We start from the raw sequence: 22,697 nt of genomic DNA on the forward strand, positions 1-22,697 counted from the left end.
ACATGAACGACCAGCGGCAAGTACTCGTCCGGGCGGAATCCCGCCACGTCGTCGTTTCCGACGGCGACGGCAGCCACGAGACGTTCACCTACCCGGGTGTCACGCTCACCCGCGTCATCGCCGGCATCCCGGACTCGGGCACCTGGCTGCCGATGGGCGAGCGCCCCAGCGAAGTCGACGACGAAGCCCTCATCGAGGCGCTGCGCGCGGCGTTCCGGTGGCGGATCGGGCTTCCGTAGCGGTCCTTCTCCCGCGAACCGCCGGGGCGGGCAGCGAAATCCGCCCCCTCGGCCGGCCCCTCCCTCGTTACGCTGAGCAGCAGTCGATCAAGGGGGCACTGTGCGACTGCTGCTGACCGGGCTGCCGATTCCGTCCCACCTGCGGCCCGTCCTCGTCCCGCTCGCGCGCGCCGCACGCGAAGCGGGGCACGAAGCCGCCATCGCCACCGGGGCCGCGATGGCCGGCGAGATCGAGCGGCTCGGCGTGCCCGTCGTGGTCCTGCCGGACGTGCTCGCGCCCGGGGAACTCGGGCGGCGGCCGGAGCTCGTCGACCCGGCTCTGGTCCGGCAACTGGGGAAGTGGCGGCCGGAAGTCTCCGGCCCGCTCGACGTGCCGCTCTTCCACCCCACCATGACCGCGGAGTTCGCCGCGAACGTCGTCGGCGCCGGGTGGCGCCCGGACGTGATCGTGCGGGAGACCAACGCCTTCGGCGCGCTCGTGGCCGCCGAGGTGCTCGGGGTCCCGTCCGCCGTCGTCGACATCGCGCCGCTGGTGCCGCCGCTGGTGCCCGGGCTCGCCGGGCAGCTCGACCTGCTGCGGCAGGGCTTCGGGCTCGCACCGTCCGGTGCCGCGGCCGACCGGCTGACCGCCGGCCTGCTGCCGGAACCGTGGTACCCGGCCGGCCTGCGCACCCCGGGGCACGGGTACTACCGCGTGCCGGAACCGCCGGTGACGGCGTCGGCGGACGGGCCGGTCGTGTTCGCCGCGTTCGGCTCGAACGTCCGGTCCCTGCTCGCCCCGGACTCGCGGCTGCTCGCGATCACCGTGGCAGCACTGGGTTTGCTGGGCGTGCCGGCCGTCGTCGCGCTCGGGAGCGACGACGCGGTGGCGTCGTGGACAGGTCCCCGTCCGGGCAATGTCGAGCTGGCTGGGTTCCCGCCGCAACGCGCGTTGCTGGCCGCGAGCGACGTCTTCGTGACGCACGCGGGGTTCAGCAGCGTGCGGGAGTCGTTGTCGGCCGGGGTGCCGATGGTGGCGGTGCCGTTGTTCGCCGACCAGCCGGCCAACGCCGCGCGCGTGCAGGAACTGGGCGCCGGGGTGCGGCTCGACGCCGCCGGGTTGACGGCGGAGGCACTGGCCGCCGCCGTGGAGCGCGTGCTCGGCGATCCGGCCTGCCGCACGGCCGCGCGCGGCTTCCGCGACGGCATCGCCGCGCTGCCGCCGATCACCGATTTCCCGCGGCTCCTCGAAGCCTGAGCCGGGATGTGGTGCGCGTCACGGAATGCGCGGCGATCTTCGGCGCTACACACAGGAGAACCGTTCGTCCACAAGGGAGGGCCATGTCCGCCACCGCAGAAGAGTCCGTCGCCGTGCCCGAGCTGGAGGACTTCGACTTCCCGCTCACCGACGGTGCCGCCTGCCGCATCGACGACCCGGACTGCGAAGCCTGCCAGTGAGATCAGGCTCCGGCCACGGCGCATCCCGCGTGGCCGGAGCCTGAAGACCTAGACGTGCATGGCGAGCCACAACGCCATCCAGGCGAGGCACGCCAGCGCCCCGCCGACGCCGAAGGCGAGCAGGACGCGCCGCAGCCCCGCGATGACCCCGGGCCGGCCCGACATTTCGGTGATTCCCGCTTCAGTCATGGCCTCCAGGTGCCCGCCTCCCGAGGCGCCAAACATCCGGCGCCCACGGGAAGCGTCCCGATCGGGTGGCGCTCGTCTTGCAACGTGGCATGCCACGTTGCAAGCGGTACGCTGCCGCAGTGCACCCGAAACTGCGTGACGTGGCCGAGCACGCCGGCGTCTCGGTGCGCACGGTGTCCAACGTGGTCAACGGGTTCCGGTACGTCGCCCCGGCGACCCGGGAGCGCGTGCAGGCGAGCATCGACGCCCTCGGCTACCGGCCCAACCTGGCCGCCCGCACGCTGCGGCAAGGCCGGACCGGGCTGGTGGCCCTGGTGGTCCCGGAGATCGACTCGCCGTACTTCGCCGAACTCGCCGCGCGGACCGTCCGGATCGCCGGCGCCCGGGGCCTGACCGTGCTCATCGACCAGACCGACGGCGACGCCGAGCGCGAGAAGGAGCTGCTGCACGGCCGGCGCGGCCAGCTGGTCGACGGCGTCCTGTTCAGCCCGTGGGCGGTGGCGCCCGCGGAGCTGGCCGCGCGCACGGACCCGGTGCCGCTGGTGCTGCTCGGCGAGCACGACGGCACGGCCGGCGTCGACCACGTCGCCATCGACAACGTCGCCGCCGCGCGCGAGGCCACCGCGCACCTGCTGGGCTCGGGCCGCCGCCGCGTCGCGGCACTCGGCATCCAGCCGCGCTCGCTCAACGCGACCGCGCGGCAGCGGCTCGCCGGCTACCGGCAGGCGCTGGCCGAGGCGGGCCTGCCCGCCGAGCCGGAGCTGGCGGTGCCGGTGCGGCGCCTGCACCGGGCCGACGGCCACCAGGCGATGCTGCGGCTGCTGGACCTGGCGCAGCCCCCCGACGCCGTCTTCTGCTTCACCGACGAACTGGCGCTGGGCGCACTGCGGGCGGCGGCCGACCGGCGTGTCCCGGTGCCGGAAGCCCTGGCCGTGGTGGGTTTCGACGACATCGAAGACGGCCGGTACAGCGTGCCGGCCCTGACGACGGTGTCGCCGGACAAGGACCGCATCGCCGAACTCGCCCTCGACCGCCTCACCGCCGCCCCGGGTCCCCCGCGGTCGATCGTCGCGCCGCACCACCTGGAAGTGCGCGAGACGAGCTGAGCGTGTGGGGCGGCGCCGCCGGGGTAACCGCGCGCGAAGGGGCATCAACGCGATGCCCCTTCAATCACGCGTGTCGCCCCTCCAATCACGCGTGTCGCCCCTCCAATCACGCGAGATACCCCTCCAATCACGCGAGATACCCCTCCAATCACGATCGCGGCGACGTCGCTGGACGTGGAGCCCGCCGAAAGCGTGGTCACGGCCGAAGCGACGCTGTCCCACCGACGATCTCTACGACGCGGTGACCCGCGAAGCGCCGCGGCTGTGTCCCTGGTCGGCACCGAGGTGCCGGTGAGCTTCGACCACGACCGGGGCCGCGCGCTCCAGCACCACCGCGGCTCGGCCGATCCCGGCCAGAACTGACCGGCTTCAGCGTCCGGCGACCGCCACCCGGTCCCGGCCCGCCTTCTTGCCCGCATACAGCGCGTCGTCGGCCGCGCGGATCATCTCGTCCAGCCCCGCGCCCGGCTCCCGGGGATGCAGGGCCGCGCCGATCGTCGCCGACAGCGTCACCGGCTCGCCCGTCGGCGCCGTGATGCGCAGCGCCCGGATGCGGACGCGGATCCGCTCGGCGATCGCGCGGACCTCGGCTTCGTCGACGTCCGGCAGCAGCACGGCGAACTCCTCGCCGCCGTAGCGGCCGACCGTGTCCCCGCGGCGGACGGCGCGGGTCAGCACCGTGGCCACCTCGGCGAGGACGTCGTCGCCCACCGGGTGGCCGTGGGTGTCGTTGATGCGCTTGAACCAGTCGAGGTCGATCATCAGCACGCCGATCCGGCCGCGGGTGCGCTCGAGCACGTGCTCGGCCTCGTCGTGCCAGGCGATCGCGTTGAGCAGCCCGGTGCGCTGGTCGGTGCGGGCGGCGAGCTTGAGCTGGTCGAGCTGGACGCACTGGTGCAGCGCGAACGTCGGGATGATCATCAGCAGCGCGGCGGGCGGCCACCACAGCAGGGCGACCGCGACGAACACGCCGAGCGCCAGCTGGCTGACCTCCAGCAGGTTGTCCGAGGCGCTGCCCAGCAGCCGCCGGGGGTGGTCGACGGTGACCGTCCAGGCGATGGCCGTGGCGACGAGCCCGGTGTTGACCGCCCACTGCACCGCGGCCGCGGCGACCACGGCGACCAGGTCGGCCCAGCCGGGCCGGGCCCCGCCGGCGAGGTGCTCCTGGACGCCGGTGGCCTGCAGCACGGCGGCCGCGGCGGCCGCGGCCAGTGCGAGCGTGGCGGCGGTGAACACGGTGCGGTGCGCCGGCCGGACCGCGTCGAACCGGTTGACCAGTGCCCAGCGGTGGACGTAGATCACCGCCACCAGCACCAGTTCGAGCACCAGGGGCAGCACGATGACCCCGGCGAAGATCCAGACGCTGCACAGGTCGACGTACGGCGTGCCCGCGCGGTCGCGGCGGCGCCGCTCGATCAGGTGCGAAGCGTGCAGGTGCGGCAGGGCCGCGGCCGCGAGCCAGCCCGCCGTCACCCATTGCTCCGCCGTCGGCGCCGCGCGGGCCGCGACCGCCAGCACGCCGGCGGCCAGCAGGCTCACGCCCAGCACGAGGACCCGCACCCGTGTCGGCAACGACCACAGCTTCCACGAGGCCCAGTCGGCTTTTTCCCCCATCGCAGCGCCTCCCCGCGCCGGTGACTCCCCGATCGCCCAGGGTAGTCGCGTCACGGCCGGATGTCAGGTGTTTCCCGCCATCGCAACCCGACCGGGCGGCTGGGACGATTCCGGGGTATCCGGGACCGGACGAACCGCACGGAAAGGCGAGCGATGCGCGACAAGGGCTGGTGAACTCGATGTCCCCACTCCCCTGCCACCGGGAAAGGAGCCCGCGATGAGCGACAAAGGCTGGTGAGACCTCAGGCCTCGGCCGGGAGCGCGGCCGAAACGACGTCCGGGCGGCGACGTGCCCAGGCCGCGGCCGCGGCGAGCGCGACGAGCGCTCCCGCGGTGCCCGCCAAGGCGATCGCCGCCGCCGGCCCGACCAGCTGGGCGAGGACGCCGCCGGCGACGACGCCGAGGCCCTGCCCGGCGATCATGCCGGTCCGCGCGAAGCCGAGGGTCCGCCCGCGCACCCGCGGCGGGGACAGCTGGACGAACGTCGCGCCCGCCGTGACCTGGTAGGCCGAGCACAACCCGGACACGAACAGCAGCGCCAGCGCGGCACCCAGGGTCGGCCCGCCCCAGAACGCCACGAGCGGCGCCGACGTCCCGACGGCCAGCACGCCGAGCGCGCGCACCCGCACCGGCCGGGCGACCCGCCGCAACAGCAGCGCGCCGGCGACCGCACCCGCCGGTTCGGCGGCGAGCAGCACCCCGATCCACTCGCCACCCGCGCCGACCTGGTAGGCGAACGGGACCGCGAGCCCCTCGGGGACGACGGTGAACAACGCGAGCCAGCCCAGCCAGACCAGGGTGCCCAGCGTCCGGTCCCGGCGCACGGCCACCGCGCCCGCGGCGATCCGCCGCCACCACGCCGTCCCGCGTTCGCTTTCCGCCGTGGCCGGCGGCGGGTGGCTGCCGAGACCGGCGCGGATGAGCAGGGCGGAGAAGGCGAACGTGGCGGCATCGATGGCGAGGGCGGCGTGCGCGCCTACGCCGGTGACCACGAACGCGGCCGCGGCGAACCCGAGCACCAGGCACAGCTGCGTGGTGACCTGCTGAACCGCTTGTCCCGCTTCGTACCGGCCGCCCAGCAGCTCGGGCAGGACCGCGCCCTGCGCGGCCGAGAACGGCGCTTCGGCCAGCTGCACGAGCACGAGCAGCGCGGCCATCAGCGGCAACGGCACCGCGGGCACGGCCATCACGGCGACCAGCGCCGCCCGGACGACGTCGCAGGCCACCATCACCCGGCGGCGCGGGTACCGGTCGGCCAGCCACGAAAGCAGCGCGCCGGACACGAGCGCGGGCAGCATCGACAGCGCGTAGGTCGCCGCGCTCAGTGCGGCGGACCCGGTGCGCTGGAAGACGAGTATCGACAAGGCGACCCGGGCCAGCTGGTCGCCTGCCACCGACAGCAGGCCCGCCAGCCAGAGCGCCCGGAACCCGCGCACCGCGAACGCGGACCACGTCGCAGCCATCCCCACCCCCCAGGCCGGCACTGTCACGCAGAGCGTTGCCCAAGACGCTCACGGTAGCGCGTGTGCCGGCCGTCCACCATCGCCGTGGGCGGGGCGGGCCGGTTCGCGCCGGTCAGGGGCGCGGGAAAACGGTGCCGTCGAACAGCTTCCGGGCCGTGCGGAGCACGGTCGACCGGCTGACGCGGGGCGGGGTGACCGTGGTGTCGAGCTCGATGCCGACCGCGAGCTTGCCGCTCGGGTGCTCGACCTCGACGGGCTCGCCCGCGGGCGGGGCGACGAGCAGCTCCCGGCCGGCCGCGCCGTCGAGCAGCAACGCCGTCACGACGCTCACCGCGCCGAGCACGCCGATCGACGGGTGCGGCTTGACCGGGATGAACGTGCGGGTGCAGATGGCGCCGCCGTCGCGGGGGGCCGCGACCAGGGTCGTCTTCGGCACGGAGCTGCCGGCGACGTCGCCGAGCCCCATCAGCTTGCCGGCTTCGGTGCGCAGCGCGTCGATCCGGCGGGCGAGCGCGGTGTCGGCGGCCAGTTCTTCCACCGGTTCGTACCCGGTGACGCCGAAGTCGCGCGCGCGGGCCACCACGACCGGCATCCCGTTGTCCACACAGGACACTTCGACGCCGCCGACCTCGTCGCGGACGTGGCCGGTGGGCAGCAGGCTGCCGCACACGGACCCTTCGGTGTCAGCGAAGCCGAGCTCGACCGGCGCCGCGGTGCCGGGCACGCCGGAGATGGCCGTGCCGCCGCGGTAGCCGACCTCGCCGCCCGGGGTGGCGAAGGCCGCGACCGCGATCGAGCCCGTGTTGAGCAGCCGCACGCGGACGGTCGTGCGCTCGGGCCCGGCGGCCACGAGCCCGCGTTCGACGGCGAACTGCCCGACGCCGGCGAGGAGGTTGCCGCAGGTCTGGCGGTCCGAGACGGTCGGCTCCGCGACGCCGAGCTGCAGGAACAGGTAGTCGACGTCGTGGCCGGCGTCGGCCGCCTTCGACACGATCGCGACCTTGCTGGTGACCGGTTGCGCGCCGCCGAGGCCGTCGAGCTGGCGGGGGTCGGGGGTGCCCATGATCCGCAGCAGCAGGTCGTCGCGGGCGGCCGGGTCGGCGGGCAGGTCTTCGGCGAGGAAGTACGCACCCTTCGAGGTGCCCCCGCGCATGAGCATGCAGCGCACGCCGGTCATGCCTGCTCCTTCGCGTACTCCTCGGCGGTGAGGTACCGGACGCCGAGGGCGCCGAGCTTCTCGCGCAGGCCGTAGCGGTCGAGGCCGAGCTGGCCGCCGGCGAACGCTTCCCGTGCCGCGGCTTCCTTTTCCAGCCTGGCCCGCGCCTTTTCGATTCCACTGTGGACATCTTCGCGGCGGACGCACAGGACACCGTCGTCGTCGGCGAGGACGGCATCGCCGGGGCGCACGAGCTGCCCGCCGACGACGACGGGCACGTTCACGGCACCCGCGGTCGCCTTGACGGTGCCCTGCGCGCTCACCGCGGCCGACCAGACGGGGAAGCCGAGCGCCCGCAGGTCGGCGACGTCGCGGACGCCGGTGGTGGTGACCAGGCCCCGGACCCCCCGGCGGCGCAGCGCGGTGGCGAAGAGCTCACCGAAGAGGCCGTCCCGGCACGGCGAGGTGGTGGTGACGACCAGCAGGTCACCCTCCCGGCACTGCTCGACGGCGGCGTGGATCATCAGGTTGTCCCCGGGCCAGCACAGGGCGGTGACGGCGGTGCCGCCGATCCGGGCGCCGTCCTGGATCGGCCGGAGACCGGCATCGAGCAGGCCGGAGCGCCCGAGAGCTTCGTGCACGGTGGCGACGCCGTAGTCCGCCAGCCGGGCCACCTGCTCGAGGTCGGCACGCGGCGGATCGGTGACGATGACGGGCTTCATGTCGCCACCGTACGATCCGGGCGACGAAATTGTCAACAATTTTGGCGGGCAAGCGGAGTGGGCGGCTCGCGCGCAGGGAGGCTTGCGTGCCGGGAGGCTTGCGTGCCGGGAAGGTCGGCCCGCGCGCCCGGAGAGCCGGCCCGCGTGCCCGGCGGGCCGGCTAGGCGTGCAGCGGTGAGACCTCCGCCTCGGCCGACTTCAGTGCCTCGATCACGCTCGTCAGGTGGACGCGCGCGGCCTCGGCCGCCTCGGCCGGGTGGTGGGCGCAGATCGCGTCGATGATCGCCAGGTGCTCGGGAAGCGACACCTGCGGGCGGCCCGGGCGCATCGCCAGGCGGAACTGGTGGCGGACACTCTGGCCGCGCAGCCGCTCCAGCACCTGGGCCGCCGTCCGCTGGCCGCCGATCTCGCGGATCCGGCGGTGCAACTGCTGGTTGAGGCCCGAATACCCGACCACGTCGCCGCCCGCCACGGCCGCTCGCATCCGGTCCCCCAGCTCGCGCAGCTCGTCCACTTCGGCGTCCGAGATCCGCTCCGCTGCCTTCGCCGCGCACAGCGACTCCAGCATCATGCGCACCTCGGAGATCTCGACGGCCTCCTCCAGCGACACCGCGCGCACCCGGGCGCCGCGGTTCTGCACCCGCTCGACGAGCCCCTCGTTGGTCAGCTCGATCAGCGCCGCCCGCACGGTGGCGCGGCTCGCCGCGAACTGGTCGGACAGGTCCGCCTCGACCAGCCGCTGGTTGGGCACGAACTCGCCGCGGACGATCGCGTCGCGGATGGCCGCCACCACGGAACGCTCCCCCGGCTGCCGGTCCGCAGCACTCTCCGTCATACGCTCGGCTCCGTTTGTTGACAATTTTGTCGAGCACATCGTGTACTCGATCGTAGCTGGCGAGGAGGATTCTGCTATGACCGGAACCATCGCGGTACTCGGACTGGGCGAAGCAGGCGGTGCACTGGCCCGCGCCCTGGTGACGGCCGGTGCCGTCGTGCGCGGCTACGACCCGGCCGTCCCCACCGCGGAAGGAATCGTCAGCACCGGTTCCGAAGCCGAAGCCACCCAGGGGGCCGATCTCGTCCTCAGCGTCAACAGCGCGTCGGCCGCCCTGGACGCGCTCGAAGCCGGGTTGGCCGGGCTGCGTGACGGCGCCGTCTGGGCCGACCTGAACACCGCCTCCCCCGGCACCAAGCGACAGCTCGCCGCCCTCGCCGCCGGGCGCGGCGTTCCCTTCGCCGACGTGGCGATCATGGCGCCCGTCCCCGGCCGGGGACTGCGGGTGCCGATGCTCGCCAGCGGGCCGGCCGCCGACGCCGTCGCCGCCCTGCTGAACCCGCTCGGCGCGGACGTCGCCACGCTGCCCGGCGCGGCCGGGCTCGCCGCCGAACGCAAGCTGCTGCGCAGCGTCTTCTTCAAGGGGATGTCCGCCGCCGTGGTCGAGGCCCTGCAGGCTGCCCGGGCCGCGGGCTGCGAGGACTGGCTGCGCGAGGTGGTCGTCGCCGAGCTCACCGCCGCGGACGCGTCCACTGTGGACCGGCTGGTCGGCGGCTCGTACCGGCACGCCGTCCGCCGCACCGCCGAGATGGCGGCCGCCGCGCGGATGCTGGGCGAGCTCGGCGTGCGGGCCGACGTCGCCGCCGCGGCCCGCGACCAGCTCGGGCAGCTCGCCGCCGGTACACTCGGAAGCCCCGAGACCGCGCAGGTGAACCTTCCGTGACAGACGCCGCCCTCGAGCGGGAGAAGCTGCTGGCGCCGTCACGCATCTACGTCGAGCCCGCCGCCGCCGAGCTCCCCCGCGGGCGCCAGGTGCTCGACCGCTTCCCCGGCGCCACCGTCGTCGAAGTCGACAGCCACTGGCGCATCCCCGAACTCCACGGCGACGAGACGAACGTCCGCCGCTGGGTGCGCATCAAGCGCGAAGCCCTCGTCCTGGGCGTCAAGAAGTCGCTGACGGCCCGGCCCAACGGCCGCTCCGCCGACTTCATCGCCCCGTCGACGGCCAACGGCTGCGCGATGGCGTGCGCCTACTGCTACGTGCCCCGCCGCAAGGGCTACTCCAACCCGATCACCGTCTTCGCCAACATCGAGCAGATCACCGGATACCTGACCCGCCACATCGCCCGGCGGGGTCCCAAGACCGAGCCGAACCAGTGCGACCCGGCCGCGTGGGTCTACGACCTCGGCGAAAACTCCGACTGCTCGGTCGACGCCCTCGTCAGCGACAACGTCGCGGACCTGATCGGCCTGTTCGCCGGGCAGCCGACGGCGAAGGCGTCCTTCGCCACGAAGTACGTCAACCGCGGGTTGCTGGACCTCGCCCCGCGAGGACGCGCGCGCGTCCGCTTCTCGCTGATGCCCGAACGCCCCGCCAAGCTGCTGGACCTGCGGACCAGCCCGATCCCCGACCGGCTGCGCGCGCTCGACGACTTCGTCGCCGCCGGGTACGAGGTGCACGTCAACTTCAGCCCCGTCGTCGTCCACGACGGGTGGCAGGCCGACTGGACCCGGCTGCTGCAGGACCTCGGCGACGCCACGAACGACGTCACCAAGGCCCAGCTGGCCGCGGAGGTGATCATGCTGACGCACCACCGCGGCCTGCACGAGGTCAACCTCGGCTGGCACCCGAAGGCGGAGCAGGTCCTGTGGCGGCCGGACCTGCAGGAGACCAAGCGCAGCGAGAGCGGCGGCGTGAACATCCGCTACCGCGCCGGGTACAAGCGGGCCCGGCTCGACGAGCTGCTGGAGCTGATCGCCCGCCACGCCCCCTACCTGCGCGTCCGGTACGCGTTCTAGACCCCGGCCCGCGCCACGGCCGCCCGCCCCAGCCGCGCCTGCCGGGTCCGCGGCCCGAACACCGCCAGCACCACCGCGCCCACCAGCCACGTGCCCGCGATGAAGAAGAACACGCTCCGGTACCCGCTGCCGTTGTACAGCGCGGCCACGATCAGAGGGCCCGCCGCGTTCGACAGCCGGCCCAGGCCGTACGACACGCCGGTGCCCAGTGACCGGCCCCGGGTGTCGAACAGCTCCGGGGAATACGCATACCCCAACGCCGTGTAGCCTCGCTCGAACATGTTGACCAGGAAGCCGAACACCACGATCAGGACCGGGTCGAACGTCAGCCCGTAGAACAGCCCGCACAGCGCGATCACCGTGCCGAACGCGACCAGGCACCACTTGCGCTCGAAGCGGTCGGTGACCAGGGCGGCCAGGTAGGAACCCAGCGGCGCGCCGACCGTCGTGAGCGCCACGTAGAACACCGATTTCTCGACGCTGAAGCCTTCCTTCGCCAGCAGCGTCGGCGCCCAGCTGGAATAGCCGAAGAACCCGATCGTCTGCGTCACCCACAGGACCGTGAGCAGCAGCGTCGGCAGCAGGTACTTCTTCTTCAGCAGCAGCCGCAGCGGGGCCCTGGCCACCGGGGCCTCCTCGATCGGCGGCGCCGGCTCCGGCAGCGGGCCCTTCTCCGCCGCGACCTGGGCCTCGATCTCCCGCAGCACCGCGTCGGCCTTCGCGTGCTCGCCGCGGCTTTCGTACCAGCGGGGCGACTCCTGCAGGCGCCGGGTGAACAGCACCAGCAGGACGCCGAGCGCGCCCCACAGGTAGACCAGCCGCCACGCCCAGTCGCCGAGCGGGACGACGACGCTGGCGATCAGGTTCGTCACCGGCGTGCCGCAGATGCCGATCACGATCGCGTACGCCTGGTACTTGCCGCGGTTGGCCGCCGGGTACAGCTCGTTGACGTAGATGACCGCGACGACCGTCATCGCCGACAGGCCCGCCGAGGTCAGCACGCGGAACACGCCGAGGGACACGATGTCCCAGGAGAACACCGCCGCGAACGAGAAGACGCCGAACCACACGGTCGTCAGCACGAGCGCGTTCTTGCGGCCCCAGCGGTCGGCGATCGTGCTCGCGATGACCGACCCGAAGAACATGCCGACGAACGACAGCGACGTCACGTACGCGACCTGGTCGACCGTGACGCCCCAGAGCTTGATCAGCTTGGGCGCGGTGGTGGCGAAGCTGTTGATGTCGGCGAATTCGAAGAAGTAGGCGAACGAGACGGCGAACAGGGTGAACTTGTGGAACCGCGCGATCGGCAGGCGGTTCAGCCGGTTGAGCGCGTTGGCGTGCTGCATTGCATGCCCTTCAGGGGGTTCAGGCGGTTTCGCCGGGCCAGTAGAGGCGCATCGGGTTGTCGACGAGCAGCTTCCGCTGCGCTTCGGGGGTGTCCGCGATCCGCGGGACGTGGTCGACGAGCAGGCCGTCGTCGGGCATGTGGTGCTTCAGGTTCGGGTGCGGCCAGTCGGTCCCCCACAGCACCCGGTCTCCGAACTCGGCGACGACGCGGCGGGCGAACGGCACGACGTCGGCGTAGGCCGGGGGCCCGGTGACGGTCAGCCGCTCGGGGCAGCTCACCTTGACCCAGACGTCGTGGCGGCCGGCGAAGCGCAGGAACCGGTCGAACTCCGCGCCGTGCACCGGTTTCGTGACGTCCGGCCGTCCCATGTGGTCGATCACCAGCGGCACGGGCAGCGTGCCGAAGAAGCCTTCCAGCTCGGGCAGGTCGGCGGCCTCGAAGTAGAGGACGACGTGCCAGCCGAGCGGGGCGATCCGCCGCGCGATCGCCGCCAGCTCCTCCCGGGGCGACGCGTCGACCAGCCGCTTGACGAAGTTGAACCGCACACCCCGGACGCCGGCCGCGTCCAGCTCGCGCAGCTCGGCGTCCCCGATGCCGGACCGGACCGTGGCGACCCCGCGCGCCCGGCCGCCGGCCGCGCGGACGGCGTCGACCATCGCGGAGTTGTCCGCGCCGTGGCAGGTGGCCTGCACGATCACGTTCCGGGTGACGCCGAGGTGGTCGCGCAGGGCGAAGAGCTGGTCCTTGCTCGCGTCACAGGGGGTGTACTTGCGCTCGGGCGCGAACGGGAACTCCCCCTGCGGGCCGAACACGTGGCAGTGGGCGTCGACCGCGCCGGGCGGCAGCCGGAAGTCCGGTGTGGACGGTGTCGCGCACCAGTCCAGCCAGCCGGGCGTCTTCGGCGCGGTCACCGGCCCTGGCCCGTCAGCAGCGCGTCCAGGCGCGGGTAGACGGCGCGCGCGTTGTGCTCCCGGATCGCCGCCCAGTCCGCTTCGGACAGGTTCGCGGCCTCGGCGTAGCGGCGGGTGTCGTCGAAGTGGTGGCCGGTCCGCGGGTCGACGCTGCGGACGGCCCCGATCATCTCCGAGGCGAACAGGATGTTGCGCGCCGGGACGACGTCGAAGAGCAGGTCCGAACCCGGCTGGTGGTAGACGCAGGTGTCGAAGAAGACGTTGTTCAGCACGTGCTCCTCCAGCTCGGGCTTGCCCAGCGCCATCGCCAGCCCGCGGAACCGGCCCCAGTGGTAGGGCACCGCGCCGCCGCCGTGCGGGATGATCAGCCGCAGCGTCGGGAAGTCGGCGAAGAGGTCGCCCTGCACGAGCTGCATGAAGGCGGTCGTGTCGGCGTTGAGGTAGTGCGCGCCGGTGGTGTGGAAGGCGGGGTTGACGCTGGTGCTGACGTGCACCATCGCCGGGACGTCGTACTCCACCATCTTCTCGTAGATCGGGTACCAGGACCGGTCGGTGAGCGGCGGGGCCGTCCAGTGGCCGCCGCTGGGGTCGGGGTTGAGGTTGAGCGCGACGGCGCCGTACTCCTCGACGCAGCGCGCCAGCTCCGGGAGGCAGGTGGCCGGGTCGGTGCCCGGGGACTGCGGGAGCATCGCGGCGGGCGCGAACCGCTCGGGGTAGAGCGTGGCGACGCGGTGGCAGAGCTCGTTGCAGATCGCCGCCCACGCCGCCGACGTCTCGAAGCCGCCGACGTGGTGGGCCATGAAAGAGGCCCGCGGCGAGAAGATCGTCAGGTCGATGCCGCGGTCGTCCATCAGCCGCAGCTGGTTGCCTTCGATGCTCTCGCGGATCTCGTCGTCGCTGATCCGCAGGTCGGCGCGGGCGGGCGCGGCACCGGAGCCGGTCAGGGCGGCGACCTGCCGGTCGCGCCACGCCGCGAGGGCCGGCGGCGCGGTGGTGTAGTGGCCGTGGCAGTCGATGATCAAGGTGCTTCCTCGCTTCGGGTTCCGATGGTCGCACAGTAATCGTCGATGACATTGTTAACAATATCTACGACGAAGTTTCTCCCGGACGTGCTCCACGGTCGGCGGGACCACCCGGACCTAGACTCTGCGCATGGGTGCCCGTTCCCGACGAAGCGCCGGCAACCTGCCCGCCGAGCTGACCAGCTTCGTCGGCAGGCGGCAGGAGACGGCGGAAGCGAAACGGCTGCTGGCGGCGGCCCGGCTGGTCACACTGACCGGCGCCGCCGGGGTGGGCAAGACGCGGCTGGCGCTGCGGGTCGCCGCCGACGTGCGCCGGGCCTTCCCGGACGGCGTGTGGCTCGTCGAGCTCGCCGACCTCGGTGACCCGCACCTGGTGCCGAACACCGTGGCGACGGCGTTCGGCCTGCGCGGCACCAGCGACCAGGCGGCCGGGCTCGCCGAGTACCTCGAAGACAAGCAGCTGCTGCTGGTGCTCGACAACTGCGAGCACGTCGGGGACGAGTGCGCGATGCTGGCCGCGAAGCTGCTCGCGGCCTCCGGCGGGCTGCGGGTGCTGGCCACCAGCCGGCACACGCTGCACGTCGAGGGCGAGCACATCCTGCCCGTCCCGCCGCTGCCCGTCCCGCCGGCGGACGACACCGGCGCCGGCCCGGCCGAGGCGGTGACGCTGTTCACCGAGCGCGCGGCCGCCGTCGCCCCCGGCTTCGAGCTCACCCCCGGCAACCGGGCGGCGGTGCACCGGATCTGCCGACGGCTGGAGGGCATCCCGCTGGCCATCGAACTCGCCGCGGTCCGCGTCCGGGTGCTGTCGGCCGATCAGATCCTCGACCGGCTCGACGACCGGCTCGGCCTGCTCACCGACCGGCCGCTCGCCGCGCAGCCCCGCCGCCGGACCCTCGAAGCGGCGGTCGGCTGGAGCTTCGAGCTGTGCACCCCCGCGGAACAGCGGCTGTGGGCGCAGGCGTCGGTTTTCCCCGGCGGGTTCGACCTCGACGCCGCCGAGCACGTCTGCGCGCCCGGGGACGCCGGCAGCACGCTGGACGTCGTCACGGGCCTGGTCGACAAGTCCGTCCTGACCCGCCAGAACGGCACCTTCGGGCGGCACGCCTGGTACCGCATGCTGGAGACCGTCCGCGAGTACGGCGGCGGCAAGCTCGCCGGCGAAGAGGCCGGCGTGCGGGCCCGGCAGACCGGCTACTACGCGGAGCTCGCGCGGCGCTACCGGGCCGAGGGGTTCGGCCCGCGGCAGTCGGAGTGGCTCGCCAGGCTCCGGCGCGAGCACGCCAACCTCCGCACCGTGCTGGAGCACTGCCTGTCCGCTCCCGGGCAGGCGGGCCACGCGCTCGACATCGCGGCCTCGCTGTGGAACTTCTGGTACGGCGGCGGCCTCGTGCCGGAGGGCTGCAGCTACCTGCGGCGCGGCCTCGAGCTGTGCCGCGAGCGCACGGTGGTCCGGGCCCGGGGGCTGTACGCGATGGCGTTCCTCGCGATCCAGACCGGCGCGCCGCACGCCGACCTGCTGGCGGAACTGGCCGAGCTCGCCGAAGAGCTCGACGACGAACGGCTGCGGGCCGGCCACGCGGAGTGCGCCGGCATGGCGACGTTCTTCGGCGGCGACCTGGCGGGCGGGGCCGTCCTGCTGGAGCGGGCGCTGGCCGGGTACCGCACGGCCGGGGACGCGCTGCTGGTGTTCGACACGCTGATCCTGCTCGCCGCGGTGCGGTTCTTCCTCGGCGATCCGCGGGGCGCGGCCGCCGCGGAGGAGGCGCTGGCCCTGACCGAGCGGCACCAGGCGCGCTGGTCCCGCGGCTACGCGTTGTGGGCGGTCGCGGTCCACCGCTGGCGGGCGGCCGAACCCGGGGAGGCCGCGGACCTGCTGCGCGAGGCCATCGCGCTGCGGCTGACCGACCGCACGCTGCTCGCGTTCCTCGTCGAGGCGCTCGCCTGGTGCCAGTCCGCCGAAGGCGCGCACGAACGCGTGGCCCGGCTGCTCGGGGGCGCCGCCGCGGTCTGGCGGCTCAGCGGCGCCCGCGTCGGCGAAATGAGCCCCTACCAGGGCGTCGACGAGCAGTGCGCGGCACTGGCCCGCAAGGCGCTCGGCGACGAGGCGTTCGACGCGGCCTTCGCCGAGGCGGCCGGTTCCGGCCTCGACGACGTCATCCGCGGCGCGCTGGGCGAGCGGCCCGCCCCGGGGACTGCGAGCAAGGCGGCCGAGCCCGGCGGGCTCACCCGGCGGCAGCGGGAGATCGCCGAGCTGGTGGCGCGCGGGATGACGAACAAGGAGATCGCGGCGGCGCTGGTCCTCAGCGGACGGACCGTCGAGGGGCACGTCGAGAACATCCTGGTCAAGCTCGGCCTCACCTCCCGCACGCAGGTGGCGTCGTGGCTGGCCGGGCAACCCGGGTGGCGATCCGGGTAGTTTCCCCGGTGCCCTCCGGTCCGGTTCGGACGATCCTCTTCCCCGCGACCGCTCACGTGTGGGAGGAGGACGAGTGTCCATCGACTCGGCGCCGCAGACCTGCCCCCGGTGCCGGCGGCCGACCGTCCTCGCGTCCCACGCCTGGGGACGCCAGTGGGTGCACGTCGGCACCTGGCGTCCGCAGTGCGGCGCTCCGTCCTGGGCGCTCCGCCCGGGGGAAGACCGGGCCACGCCCGTTCCGGTGGGGCCGGTCCAACAGCCGGGCCGGCGGCCGCCACCTCGCGTGGCCCGGTAGACGTGGTGGGACCGGGCGGTACCCTCCCCCCAAGACCGCCTGGTCCCACCACGCTCGCCCCGGTGCTCAGCGGAGCCGGTGGCGCCGGATCAGCTGCCGGGTGATCACCGTGCGCTGGATCTCGTTGGTGCCTTCGCCGACGATCATCAGCGGCGCGTCCCGGAAGTACCGTTCGACGTCGAATTCCGTGGAATAGCCGTAACCGCCGTGGATGCGGACCGCGTTCAGGGCGATCTCCATCGCCGTCTCGGAGGCGAACAGCTTCGCCATCCCGGCCTCGAGGTCGGCGCGCTCGCCGGAGTCGTGGCAGCGGGCGGCGTGGTGGACGAGCCGGCGGGCCGCCTCCAGCTTGGTGGCCATGTCGGCGAGCAGGTTGCCGACGGACTGGTGCTGCCAGATCGGCTTGCCGAACGTCTCGCGTTCCTGGGCGTGGCGCAGGGAGTCTTCGAGCGCGGCCCGGCCCACCCCGAGCGCGCGGGCGGCGACCTGGATCCGGCCGATCTCCAGCCCGCGCATCATCTGCGCGAACCCCCGGCCTTCTTCGCCGCCCAGGAGCCCGGTGACCGGGACATGGAAGTCCGAAAAGGACAATTCGCAGCTTTCGACGCCCTTGTAGCCCAGCTTCGGCAGATCGCGCGAGACGTGGAAGCCGGGGCCCTTCTCGGCCAGCAGGATGCTGATGCCGGCGTGCGCGGGCTCGGCGTGCGGGTCGGTCTTGCACAGCACGGCGACCAGCTGCGCCCGGCGGGCGTTGGTGATCCACGTCTTCGCGCCGTCGACCACATAGGACTCCCCGGCGCGGCGGGCGGTGGTGCGCAGGGCCTGCAGGTCGGAGCCGCCGCCGGGTTCGGTCAGCGCCATCGCGGCGCGGACCTCGCCGGTGGCCATCCGCGGCAGGTAGCGGGCCTGCTGCCCGGGCGTCCCGTGGGCGGCGACGAGCGTGGCGACGACGGTGTGGCCGCCCATCGCGCCGGCGAGGCTCATCCAGCCGCGCGCCAGCTCTTCGGTGACCTCGGCGAAGCAGCGGGCCGAGACGGGCGTCCCGCCCCAGGCCGTGGGGACGGCCAGCCCGAAGAGGCCGAGCTCCTTCATCCGCTCGACGAGTGCTTCGGGGTAGGTGTCGGTGTGGTCGAGTTCCCGCGCCACCGGCCGGACGTCGCGGTCCACGAAGTCCCGCACCACCGCGACGATCGCCGTCTCCTCCTCGGTCATCCGCAGTCCTTTCGCTCGGCTCCCGCCCCATCATGACGCCCTTTTCCATCAACCCAGGTTGATGTATCCTCGCGAGGTGAGCGAAGAGCACGCCAGCGTCCGGTACATCGTCGACGACGTCCCGGCGGCCACCGACTTCTACACGACCCACCTGGGGTTCACGGTGCGCATGAGCGCCGGCGCCGCGTTCGCCGACGTCGTCCGCGGCCCGCTGCGGCTGCTGCTGTCCGGGCCCGCGAGTTCGGGCGCCCGCGCCACCCCGGCGGAGTCCACTGCTGCCGGGCGCAACCGCATCCACCTCGTGGTGGCCGATCTTGACGCCGAGATCGCGCGGCTGACGGACGCCGGAGTGGCCTTCCGTACCGAGGTGGTGTCCGGTCCGGGTGGACGGCAGATCCTCCTCGCCGATCCGGCGGGCAACCTCGTGGAGCTGTTCCAGCCCGCACGCTAGGGCCTGTATCGAAGTCGGTCAGAGCCATTCGTCGATGGCGGCGATGTGGACGGTGGCTTCGTAGCGGACAGCGAGCTTGTCGTATCGGGTAGCTACCCCACGGTGGCGTTTGAGCCGGTTGATGCCGCACTCCACAGCGTGACGCTGTTTGTAGGTTTCGGGGTCGAAGGACGGTGGCCGGCCGCCCTTGGACCCCTTGGCCTTGCGATGCGCATCCTGGTCGGCCTTGCTCGGGATCGTCGCTTTGATCCCACGTTTGCGCAGGTGGGCCCGGTTGGCCTTGGAGGTGTAGGCCTTGTCCGCCAGCACCCGGTCCGGACGCGTCCGCGGCCGCCCACCACCGGACAGCCGGGGCACCCGGATCCCGGCCAAGACGGGAATGAACTGCGGGCTATCGCCACGCTGCCCGGCGGTCAGCACGATCGACAACGGCTTCTGCCCCTGCTCACAGCCCAGATGCAGCTTCGTGGTCCACCCACCCCGGGACCGCCCCAACGCGTGATCCGCTGGCTCGACGGTGACCCCGCCCGGCGGCTCGGCCTGCAGATCCCCCTTTTCCGCGCACCCGCGGCATGCTGATGAGCCCGCGCGATCGTGGAATCCACACTGACATCCCACGTGATCCGCCCCTTGGCTTCGGCCAGAGCCTGCAACGCGGTCAGAATCCGCTGCCAGACACCAGCCCGCTGCCACCGCCGGAACAGCCCATACGCCGCTGACCAGGACCCATATCTCTCAGGCACGTCCCGCCACGGCGCCCCGGTGCGTCCCCGCCACCGGATCCCGTCGATCAGCTGCCGTCTGCTCCACAACGACGGTCGCCCAGGCCGCTTCGGCTCGGGCAGCAACGGCTCCAGCGCTGCCCACTGAGCGTCGGTCAGGTCGAACCGCCCCGCCACCGCTAGGGTGTCCACGAGGTCTCCGGTGTTCAGGTTCTTCTTGGTCGACGAACCAAATACCGGAGACCTCACCCATTTCAGCCGCCGACACGCCCAACACGGTCAACTCCAGCTCAACCTGCCGAAGACAACTTCGATACAGGCCCTAGCAACGGTCAGCTTCTCTGCCGCCAGTGATCCAGGTTGTGCCTGGTGCCGAGGGTTGCGGGGTGGTCATCACCCAGAACGCGCTGCTGAACGGCAAGCAGTTCCTCCAGCACCGAAACCGCACCCGCGACATCCCCGGCCATTCCTCGATGATTGGCAAGACTGAACCGGGTCGCCATCGTGGCAGGATGATCATCACCCAGGCCACACCGCAGGTTGGCGAGGAGTTCCGCCACCTCGTCGACGGCATCTGATGGGTCCGACACCGCGTCTCGACAATTCATCATGATATCGAGGGTGGTGAGGGTGTCCACGTGATCATCACCGAGTACACGTCGCTGATCAGCGAGCAGTGCCTCCAGCTCGATCATCGCGCCCGCGGGGTCCCCGCTGTCAATCCGCAAGACCGCGGCCATGCCGCGCGTGGAGAGTGTGTCGAGATGATCGTCGCCGAGCACTCGCCGCTGGTCTTCGATCAGCACCATCAGCTCCCAGACGGCGCCCATGGTGTCGCCCGCATTGCCTCGCCAGTCCGCGAGTTCACGGCGAGTGGAAAGGGTTTGGGGATGGTCGTCGCCGAAAACCCGCCGCTCGTCAGCGAGCACCATGTACAGCTCTTTCACCGCGTCTATTTCGTGACCGGCCCGGCCCCGCCAGTAGGCAAGCCTGTGTCTCGTGGTGAGAATGTCGGGATGGTCATCGCCGAGCACCCGTCGCTGGTCGGCCAGGACCTGCTCCAGTTCGGTGATGACGTCGGCAGAATCCCCGTCTTGCCCCCGCCAGTGCGCGAGGCAGGATCGCGCGGTGAGAGTCAAGGGGTGCTCGTCACCGAGCACCCGCCTTTCGTCGGCCAGCACCCTTTCGTATTCGGCTGCCGCGCCCGCGTAGTCCATGATCTCGGCCCGCGAGTGCGCGAGGTGGTGCCGGAGAACGAACGAGTTCGTATGGTCCTCGCCGAGACGGTCGGCACACGCCAAGCGGAGTCTGGTGAAGAAGACCGCGGCGTCGACGGCAAGACCCGCCTCGGCAAGACTCCTGCCGTGGCGGACCAGTACGGGATGCGCGCCAGGGAGCCAGAGTGAATCGGGCGTGTTGAGGTCCAGCGCTCGGACGTTCGAACGCAGCGCTTGAGCGAGGTTTGCATCCGTGTGGTTGGCGGGCCAGCTGATCAGGAGCGCGTCCGCAGCCGTCCGGCCGAGGCGCCCCACGTCGGCGAGGGTGTCTCGAGTGGCGCGTTGCACGAGGGCGTGCACCTGCACCGCCCGGTCGGGACCGGACAGGTCGACAGTGGCCAGGCTCAGTCGGTGCAGCACGTGCAGCGCGTCCCGCACGTCGGCCGGTGTGACGCTGCGCCCGAGGGAGGCGGCCAGGTGATCGAGCACGGGCCGAGCGGTGAACACCGCGTCCGGGACGCCGTTCGCATCCAGCAGCGACGCCAGCTCCAGCAGCGGCCGTGCCATTCCCGGCGGGTTGAGCGTGTCCGCCAGCTCCACCGACAGTGACCAGGTGACATCCACCGTTCGCTGGTGGTCGTCGGGCAGTTCGCCGGGCTCGGGCAGCACCTCTCGCAGGCCCCTGCGGCTTTCCGCGAGGCGCTGCCGATACTGTTCGGCGGTCAACCCTCGATTGAGCATGTACGCCACGGCCTGCGCCAAGGCAAGCGGCAGATGGCCCAGGTCGGCCGCCAACCCGGCGGCGCCGTCGGCCAGGTGTTGCCGGCCGACGAGCTTGGCGTTCACGTACGCCTCGGAGTCGCCCGGGGTGAACACGCCGACCTCGATCAAGACCCGATCCTCACGGACCAGGGACGGGTCACGGCGGCGAGTGGTCACCAGTACCTGTCCGGCGCGCGAGTTCGGAGGCCACAAGCCCCTCATGCAAGCCGGGTCTTCCAGGTCGTCGAGCACGATGAGCCACTGTCTGTCGGTAGCCGCCAACCACTCCAGAAACCGCCGCGCGGCTTCTTCGGGATTCCGCTCGTCCGCTCCAGGAATGCCGGCACGGACAGCCGCCTCGGCGTAACCGGTCACGACCTCAGACCGCGCCGTTGCTGTCGCCCACACCAGCAGGTCCAGCGCCTTGCGTGCCCTTTCCCGCTCGGTGTACTGCGCGGCGATCTGTGTCTTGCCCACTCCGCCCATGCCGGCCAGCACCAGGGTGACCGTTCGCGATCCGGCCGGCGTCCGCTGAAGAAGCGGCGAGACCTCACGCTCCTGGTAACGGTCCGCCAACTGCGGAACCACTCCGACATTGACCGGCCAGGCGGGCTCGCAGCCGGTGGACGGCAGCCCTCGGGTGGCGACCTCGTCCGCCGTCCGCGCGGGCACCTCGTCGGAGTAGCCAGGAATCCGTGTTCGGGTCTCTCGGGCGACTTGGCCGGCGGCCGGCCCAGTCACCGTGACGATGTCGTGGATCGCGGCGAGGAAGCGGCGGACTTGGCCGTAAACCAGCTCGGAACGGCGACCGGGTTTGCAGATCGTCAGGTGATCGGCGTCCACGGCGATCGGATCGACCCCGGCGAGACCGGGGTCGGCCGAGCCGGCGTCCACCACCTGGACACCCCACCTCGAATACGCCTCGAAGAACACGAGATTACGGATACCGGTCCGGTGTGCCCAGTGGCGGTACCAGAAGTTGAGGTCTCGCAGATGCGCGGCATTGCGCTGAAGGTCGTCGATCGCCGCGGTGGTGCGCAGCACCAGCTTCAAATGCTTCAAGAAGGTGGCCATATCGGCACCGAAGTGCGGGGTCGCCAAGAACACCACGCCCCGCGCCGCCGCGGCGAACGACGCGTAGGCCGGACTGGCATCGGCGTACCGCAGCATCTGCTTGGCCACCAACCCGCCCATGCTGTGGGCCACCAGCACCAGCGGACGCTCACCCACACCTTCGTTCTGCAACGCTGCCAGCACATTTCCCGCCCGGTCCTGAAGCGGCATCGCCCGCGGCCCGAACCATCCCACCGGCGAGGCCGCATAGCCCACCAGCCACACCGCCGCCCCCGGCACGTCTTGTCCCAGCCAGTCCGGCCAGAACGCCTCCCCCGTCGCCCATGTCGTGCGCGCATCGCCACCAAGACCGTGCAGGAACACCACATCCAAGGTCGGGGCCTCCGGCATCACCACCGAGAACACCTCAACCATGCCTTCCCCGCCCTCTCCGATGCCACGCATGTGGTAGCACCAATTAGCCACAGCACAGCCGGGACACCCAAACGGGTGAACACTTCACATCAAAGCGTACTGCTGGAGCAGGCAGGTCCGGTCGTCG

Annotated in this window: 19 protein-coding genes; 7 read left to right on the forward strand and 12 right to left on the reverse strand. The window is 72.3% G+C overall.

Translation table 11 applies throughout. The features are described from left to right. Nucleotides 1–2: 2 nt before the first annotated feature. Entirely contained in the window at nt 3–239 is a 237-nt protein-coding gene (locus tag BLW76_RS30430) for a hypothetical protein (protein WP_244170382.1), read from the forward strand. Nucleotides 240–339: 100 nt separating this feature from the next. Next, a complete protein-coding gene (locus BLW76_RS30435) occupies nt 340–1,476 on the forward strand; it encodes a glycosyltransferase (protein WP_091313839.1) in 1,137 nt (378 codons plus the stop codon). Between the two features lie 248 nt (nt 1,477–1,724). Here the strand turns inward: BLW76_RS30435 and BLW76_RS48805 are convergent, their stop codons facing one another. Next, complete coding sequence (locus tag BLW76_RS48805) at nt 1,725–1,865, reverse strand: hypothetical protein (protein WP_167384780.1); 141 nt, start codon at nt 1,863–1,865, stop codon at nt 1,725–1,727. Nucleotides 1,866–1,984: 119 nt separating this feature from the next. On the opposite strand from BLW76_RS48805, the gene BLW76_RS30440 reads away from it, so the two are divergent. Further along, nucleotides 1,985–2,971 carry a LacI family DNA-binding transcriptional regulator gene (locus BLW76_RS30440; protein WP_091313842.1) on the forward strand — a complete coding sequence of 329 codons (987 nt, stop codon included), beginning with the start codon at nt 1,985–1,987 and terminating at the stop codon, nt 2,969–2,971. A 369-nt stretch (nt 2,972–3,340) separates the two neighbouring features. On the opposite strand, the gene BLW76_RS30445 is transcribed toward BLW76_RS30440, so the two are convergent. The 5 genes from BLW76_RS30445 to BLW76_RS30465 form a co-directional block, all read right to left on the reverse strand. Beyond that, nucleotides 3,341–4,585 carry a GGDEF domain-containing protein gene (locus BLW76_RS30445; protein WP_244170383.1) on the reverse strand — a complete coding sequence of 415 codons (1,245 nt, stop codon included), beginning with the start codon at nt 4,583–4,585 and terminating at the stop codon, nt 3,341–3,343. Nucleotides 4,586–4,827: 242 nt separating this feature from the next. Continuing rightward, nucleotides 4,828–6,048, reverse strand: a complete 1,221-nt coding sequence (locus BLW76_RS30450; RefSeq protein ID WP_091313845.1) for an MFS transporter — start codon at nt 6,046–6,048, stop codon at nt 4,828–4,830. Nucleotides 6,049–6,160: 112 nt separating this feature from the next. Then, entirely contained in the window at nt 6,161–7,225 is a 1,065-nt protein-coding gene (locus BLW76_RS30455) for a 4-oxalomesaconate tautomerase (RefSeq protein WP_091313848.1), read from the reverse strand. After that, nucleotides 7,222–7,926 carry a 4-carboxy-4-hydroxy-2-oxoadipate aldolase/oxaloacetate decarboxylase gene (locus tag BLW76_RS30460; RefSeq protein WP_091313851.1) on the reverse strand — a complete coding sequence of 235 codons (705 nt, stop codon included), beginning with the start codon at nt 7,924–7,926 and terminating at the stop codon, nt 7,222–7,224. The genes BLW76_RS30455 and BLW76_RS30460 overlap by 4 nt, the downstream gene beginning before the upstream one ends. 160 nt (nt 7,927–8,086) lie before the next feature. Next, a complete protein-coding gene (locus tag BLW76_RS30465) occupies nt 8,087–8,761 on the reverse strand; it encodes a GntR family transcriptional regulator (protein WP_091313854.1) in 675 nt (224 codons plus the stop codon). 76 nt (nt 8,762–8,837) lie between these two features. Between BLW76_RS30465 and BLW76_RS30470 the strand changes: the two genes are divergently transcribed. Next, nucleotides 8,838–9,644, forward strand: coding sequence for an NAD(P)-dependent oxidoreductase (locus tag BLW76_RS30470; protein ID WP_091313857.1), 807 nt, complete (start codon nt 8,838–8,840; stop codon nt 9,642–9,644). Then, a complete protein-coding gene (locus BLW76_RS30475) occupies nt 9,641–10,720 on the forward strand; it encodes a spore photoproduct lyase family protein (RefSeq protein WP_091313860.1) in 1,080 nt (359 codons plus the stop codon). Before BLW76_RS30470 ends, BLW76_RS30475 begins: the two co-directional genes overlap by 4 nt. Here the strand turns inward: BLW76_RS30475 and BLW76_RS30480 are convergent. The 3 genes from BLW76_RS30480 to BLW76_RS30490 are packed head-to-tail and all read right to left on the reverse strand — an operon-like array spanning nt 10,717 to nt 14,004. Further along, nucleotides 10,717–12,069, reverse strand: a complete 1,353-nt coding sequence (locus tag BLW76_RS30480) for an MFS transporter (RefSeq protein WP_091313863.1) — start codon at nt 12,067–12,069, stop codon at nt 10,717–10,719. The genes BLW76_RS30475 and BLW76_RS30480 overlap by 4 nt on opposite strands. A gap of 19 nt (nt 12,070–12,088) precedes the next feature. Further along, nucleotides 12,089–12,982, reverse strand: a complete 894-nt coding sequence (locus BLW76_RS30485) for an amidohydrolase family protein (protein ID WP_091313865.1) — start codon at nt 12,980–12,982, stop codon at nt 12,089–12,091. Beyond that, nucleotides 12,979–14,004: an amidohydrolase family protein gene (locus BLW76_RS30490; protein ID WP_091313867.1), complete on the reverse strand. Its 1,026-nt coding sequence runs from the start codon at nt 14,002–14,004 to the stop codon at nt 12,979–12,981. The genes BLW76_RS30485 and BLW76_RS30490 overlap by 4 nt, the downstream gene beginning before the upstream one ends. Before the next feature lie 130 nt (nt 14,005–14,134). On the opposite strand from BLW76_RS30490, the gene BLW76_RS30495 reads away from it, so the two are divergent. Further along, complete coding sequence (locus tag BLW76_RS30495) at nt 14,135–16,423, forward strand: ATP-binding protein (protein WP_091313870.1); 2,289 nt, start codon at nt 14,135–14,137, stop codon at nt 16,421–16,423. 361 nt (nt 16,424–16,784) lie between these two features. Here BLW76_RS30495 and BLW76_RS30500 read toward each other — a convergent pair whose 3' ends face one another. Next, complete coding sequence (locus BLW76_RS30500; protein ID WP_091313872.1) at nt 16,785–17,930, reverse strand: acyl-CoA dehydrogenase family protein; 1,146 nt, start codon at nt 17,928–17,930, stop codon at nt 16,785–16,787. A 76-nt stretch (nt 17,931–18,006) separates the two neighbouring features. Between BLW76_RS30500 and BLW76_RS30505 the strand changes: the two genes are divergently transcribed. After that, on the forward strand, nt 18,007–18,381 hold the full coding sequence (locus tag BLW76_RS30505; RefSeq protein ID WP_091313874.1) for a VOC family protein: 375 nt from the start codon (nt 18,007–18,009) through the stop codon (nt 18,379–18,381). An 18-nt stretch (nt 18,382–18,399) separates the two neighbouring features. Here BLW76_RS30505 and BLW76_RS30510 read toward each other — a convergent pair. Continuing rightward, a protein-coding gene (locus BLW76_RS30510; protein WP_425266054.1) for an IS5 family transposase occupies nt 18,400–19,280 on the reverse strand; the annotation gives its coding sequence in 2 pieces (ribosomal slippage) (nt 18,400–18,887 and nt 18,887–19,280; 882 coding nt in all). Nucleotides 19,281–19,435: 155 nt separating this feature from the next. Next, complete coding sequence (gene fxsT / locus BLW76_RS30515) at nt 19,436–22,600, reverse strand: FxSxx-COOH system tetratricopeptide repeat protein (protein WP_143060708.1); 3,165 nt, start codon at nt 22,598–22,600, stop codon at nt 19,436–19,438. Between the last annotated feature and the right edge of the window lie 97 nt (nt 22,601–22,697).

This window comes from Amycolatopsis tolypomycina (assembly GCF_900105945.1).
Lineage (GTDB): Bacteria > Actinomycetota > Actinomycetes > Mycobacteriales > Pseudonocardiaceae > Amycolatopsis > Amycolatopsis tolypomycina.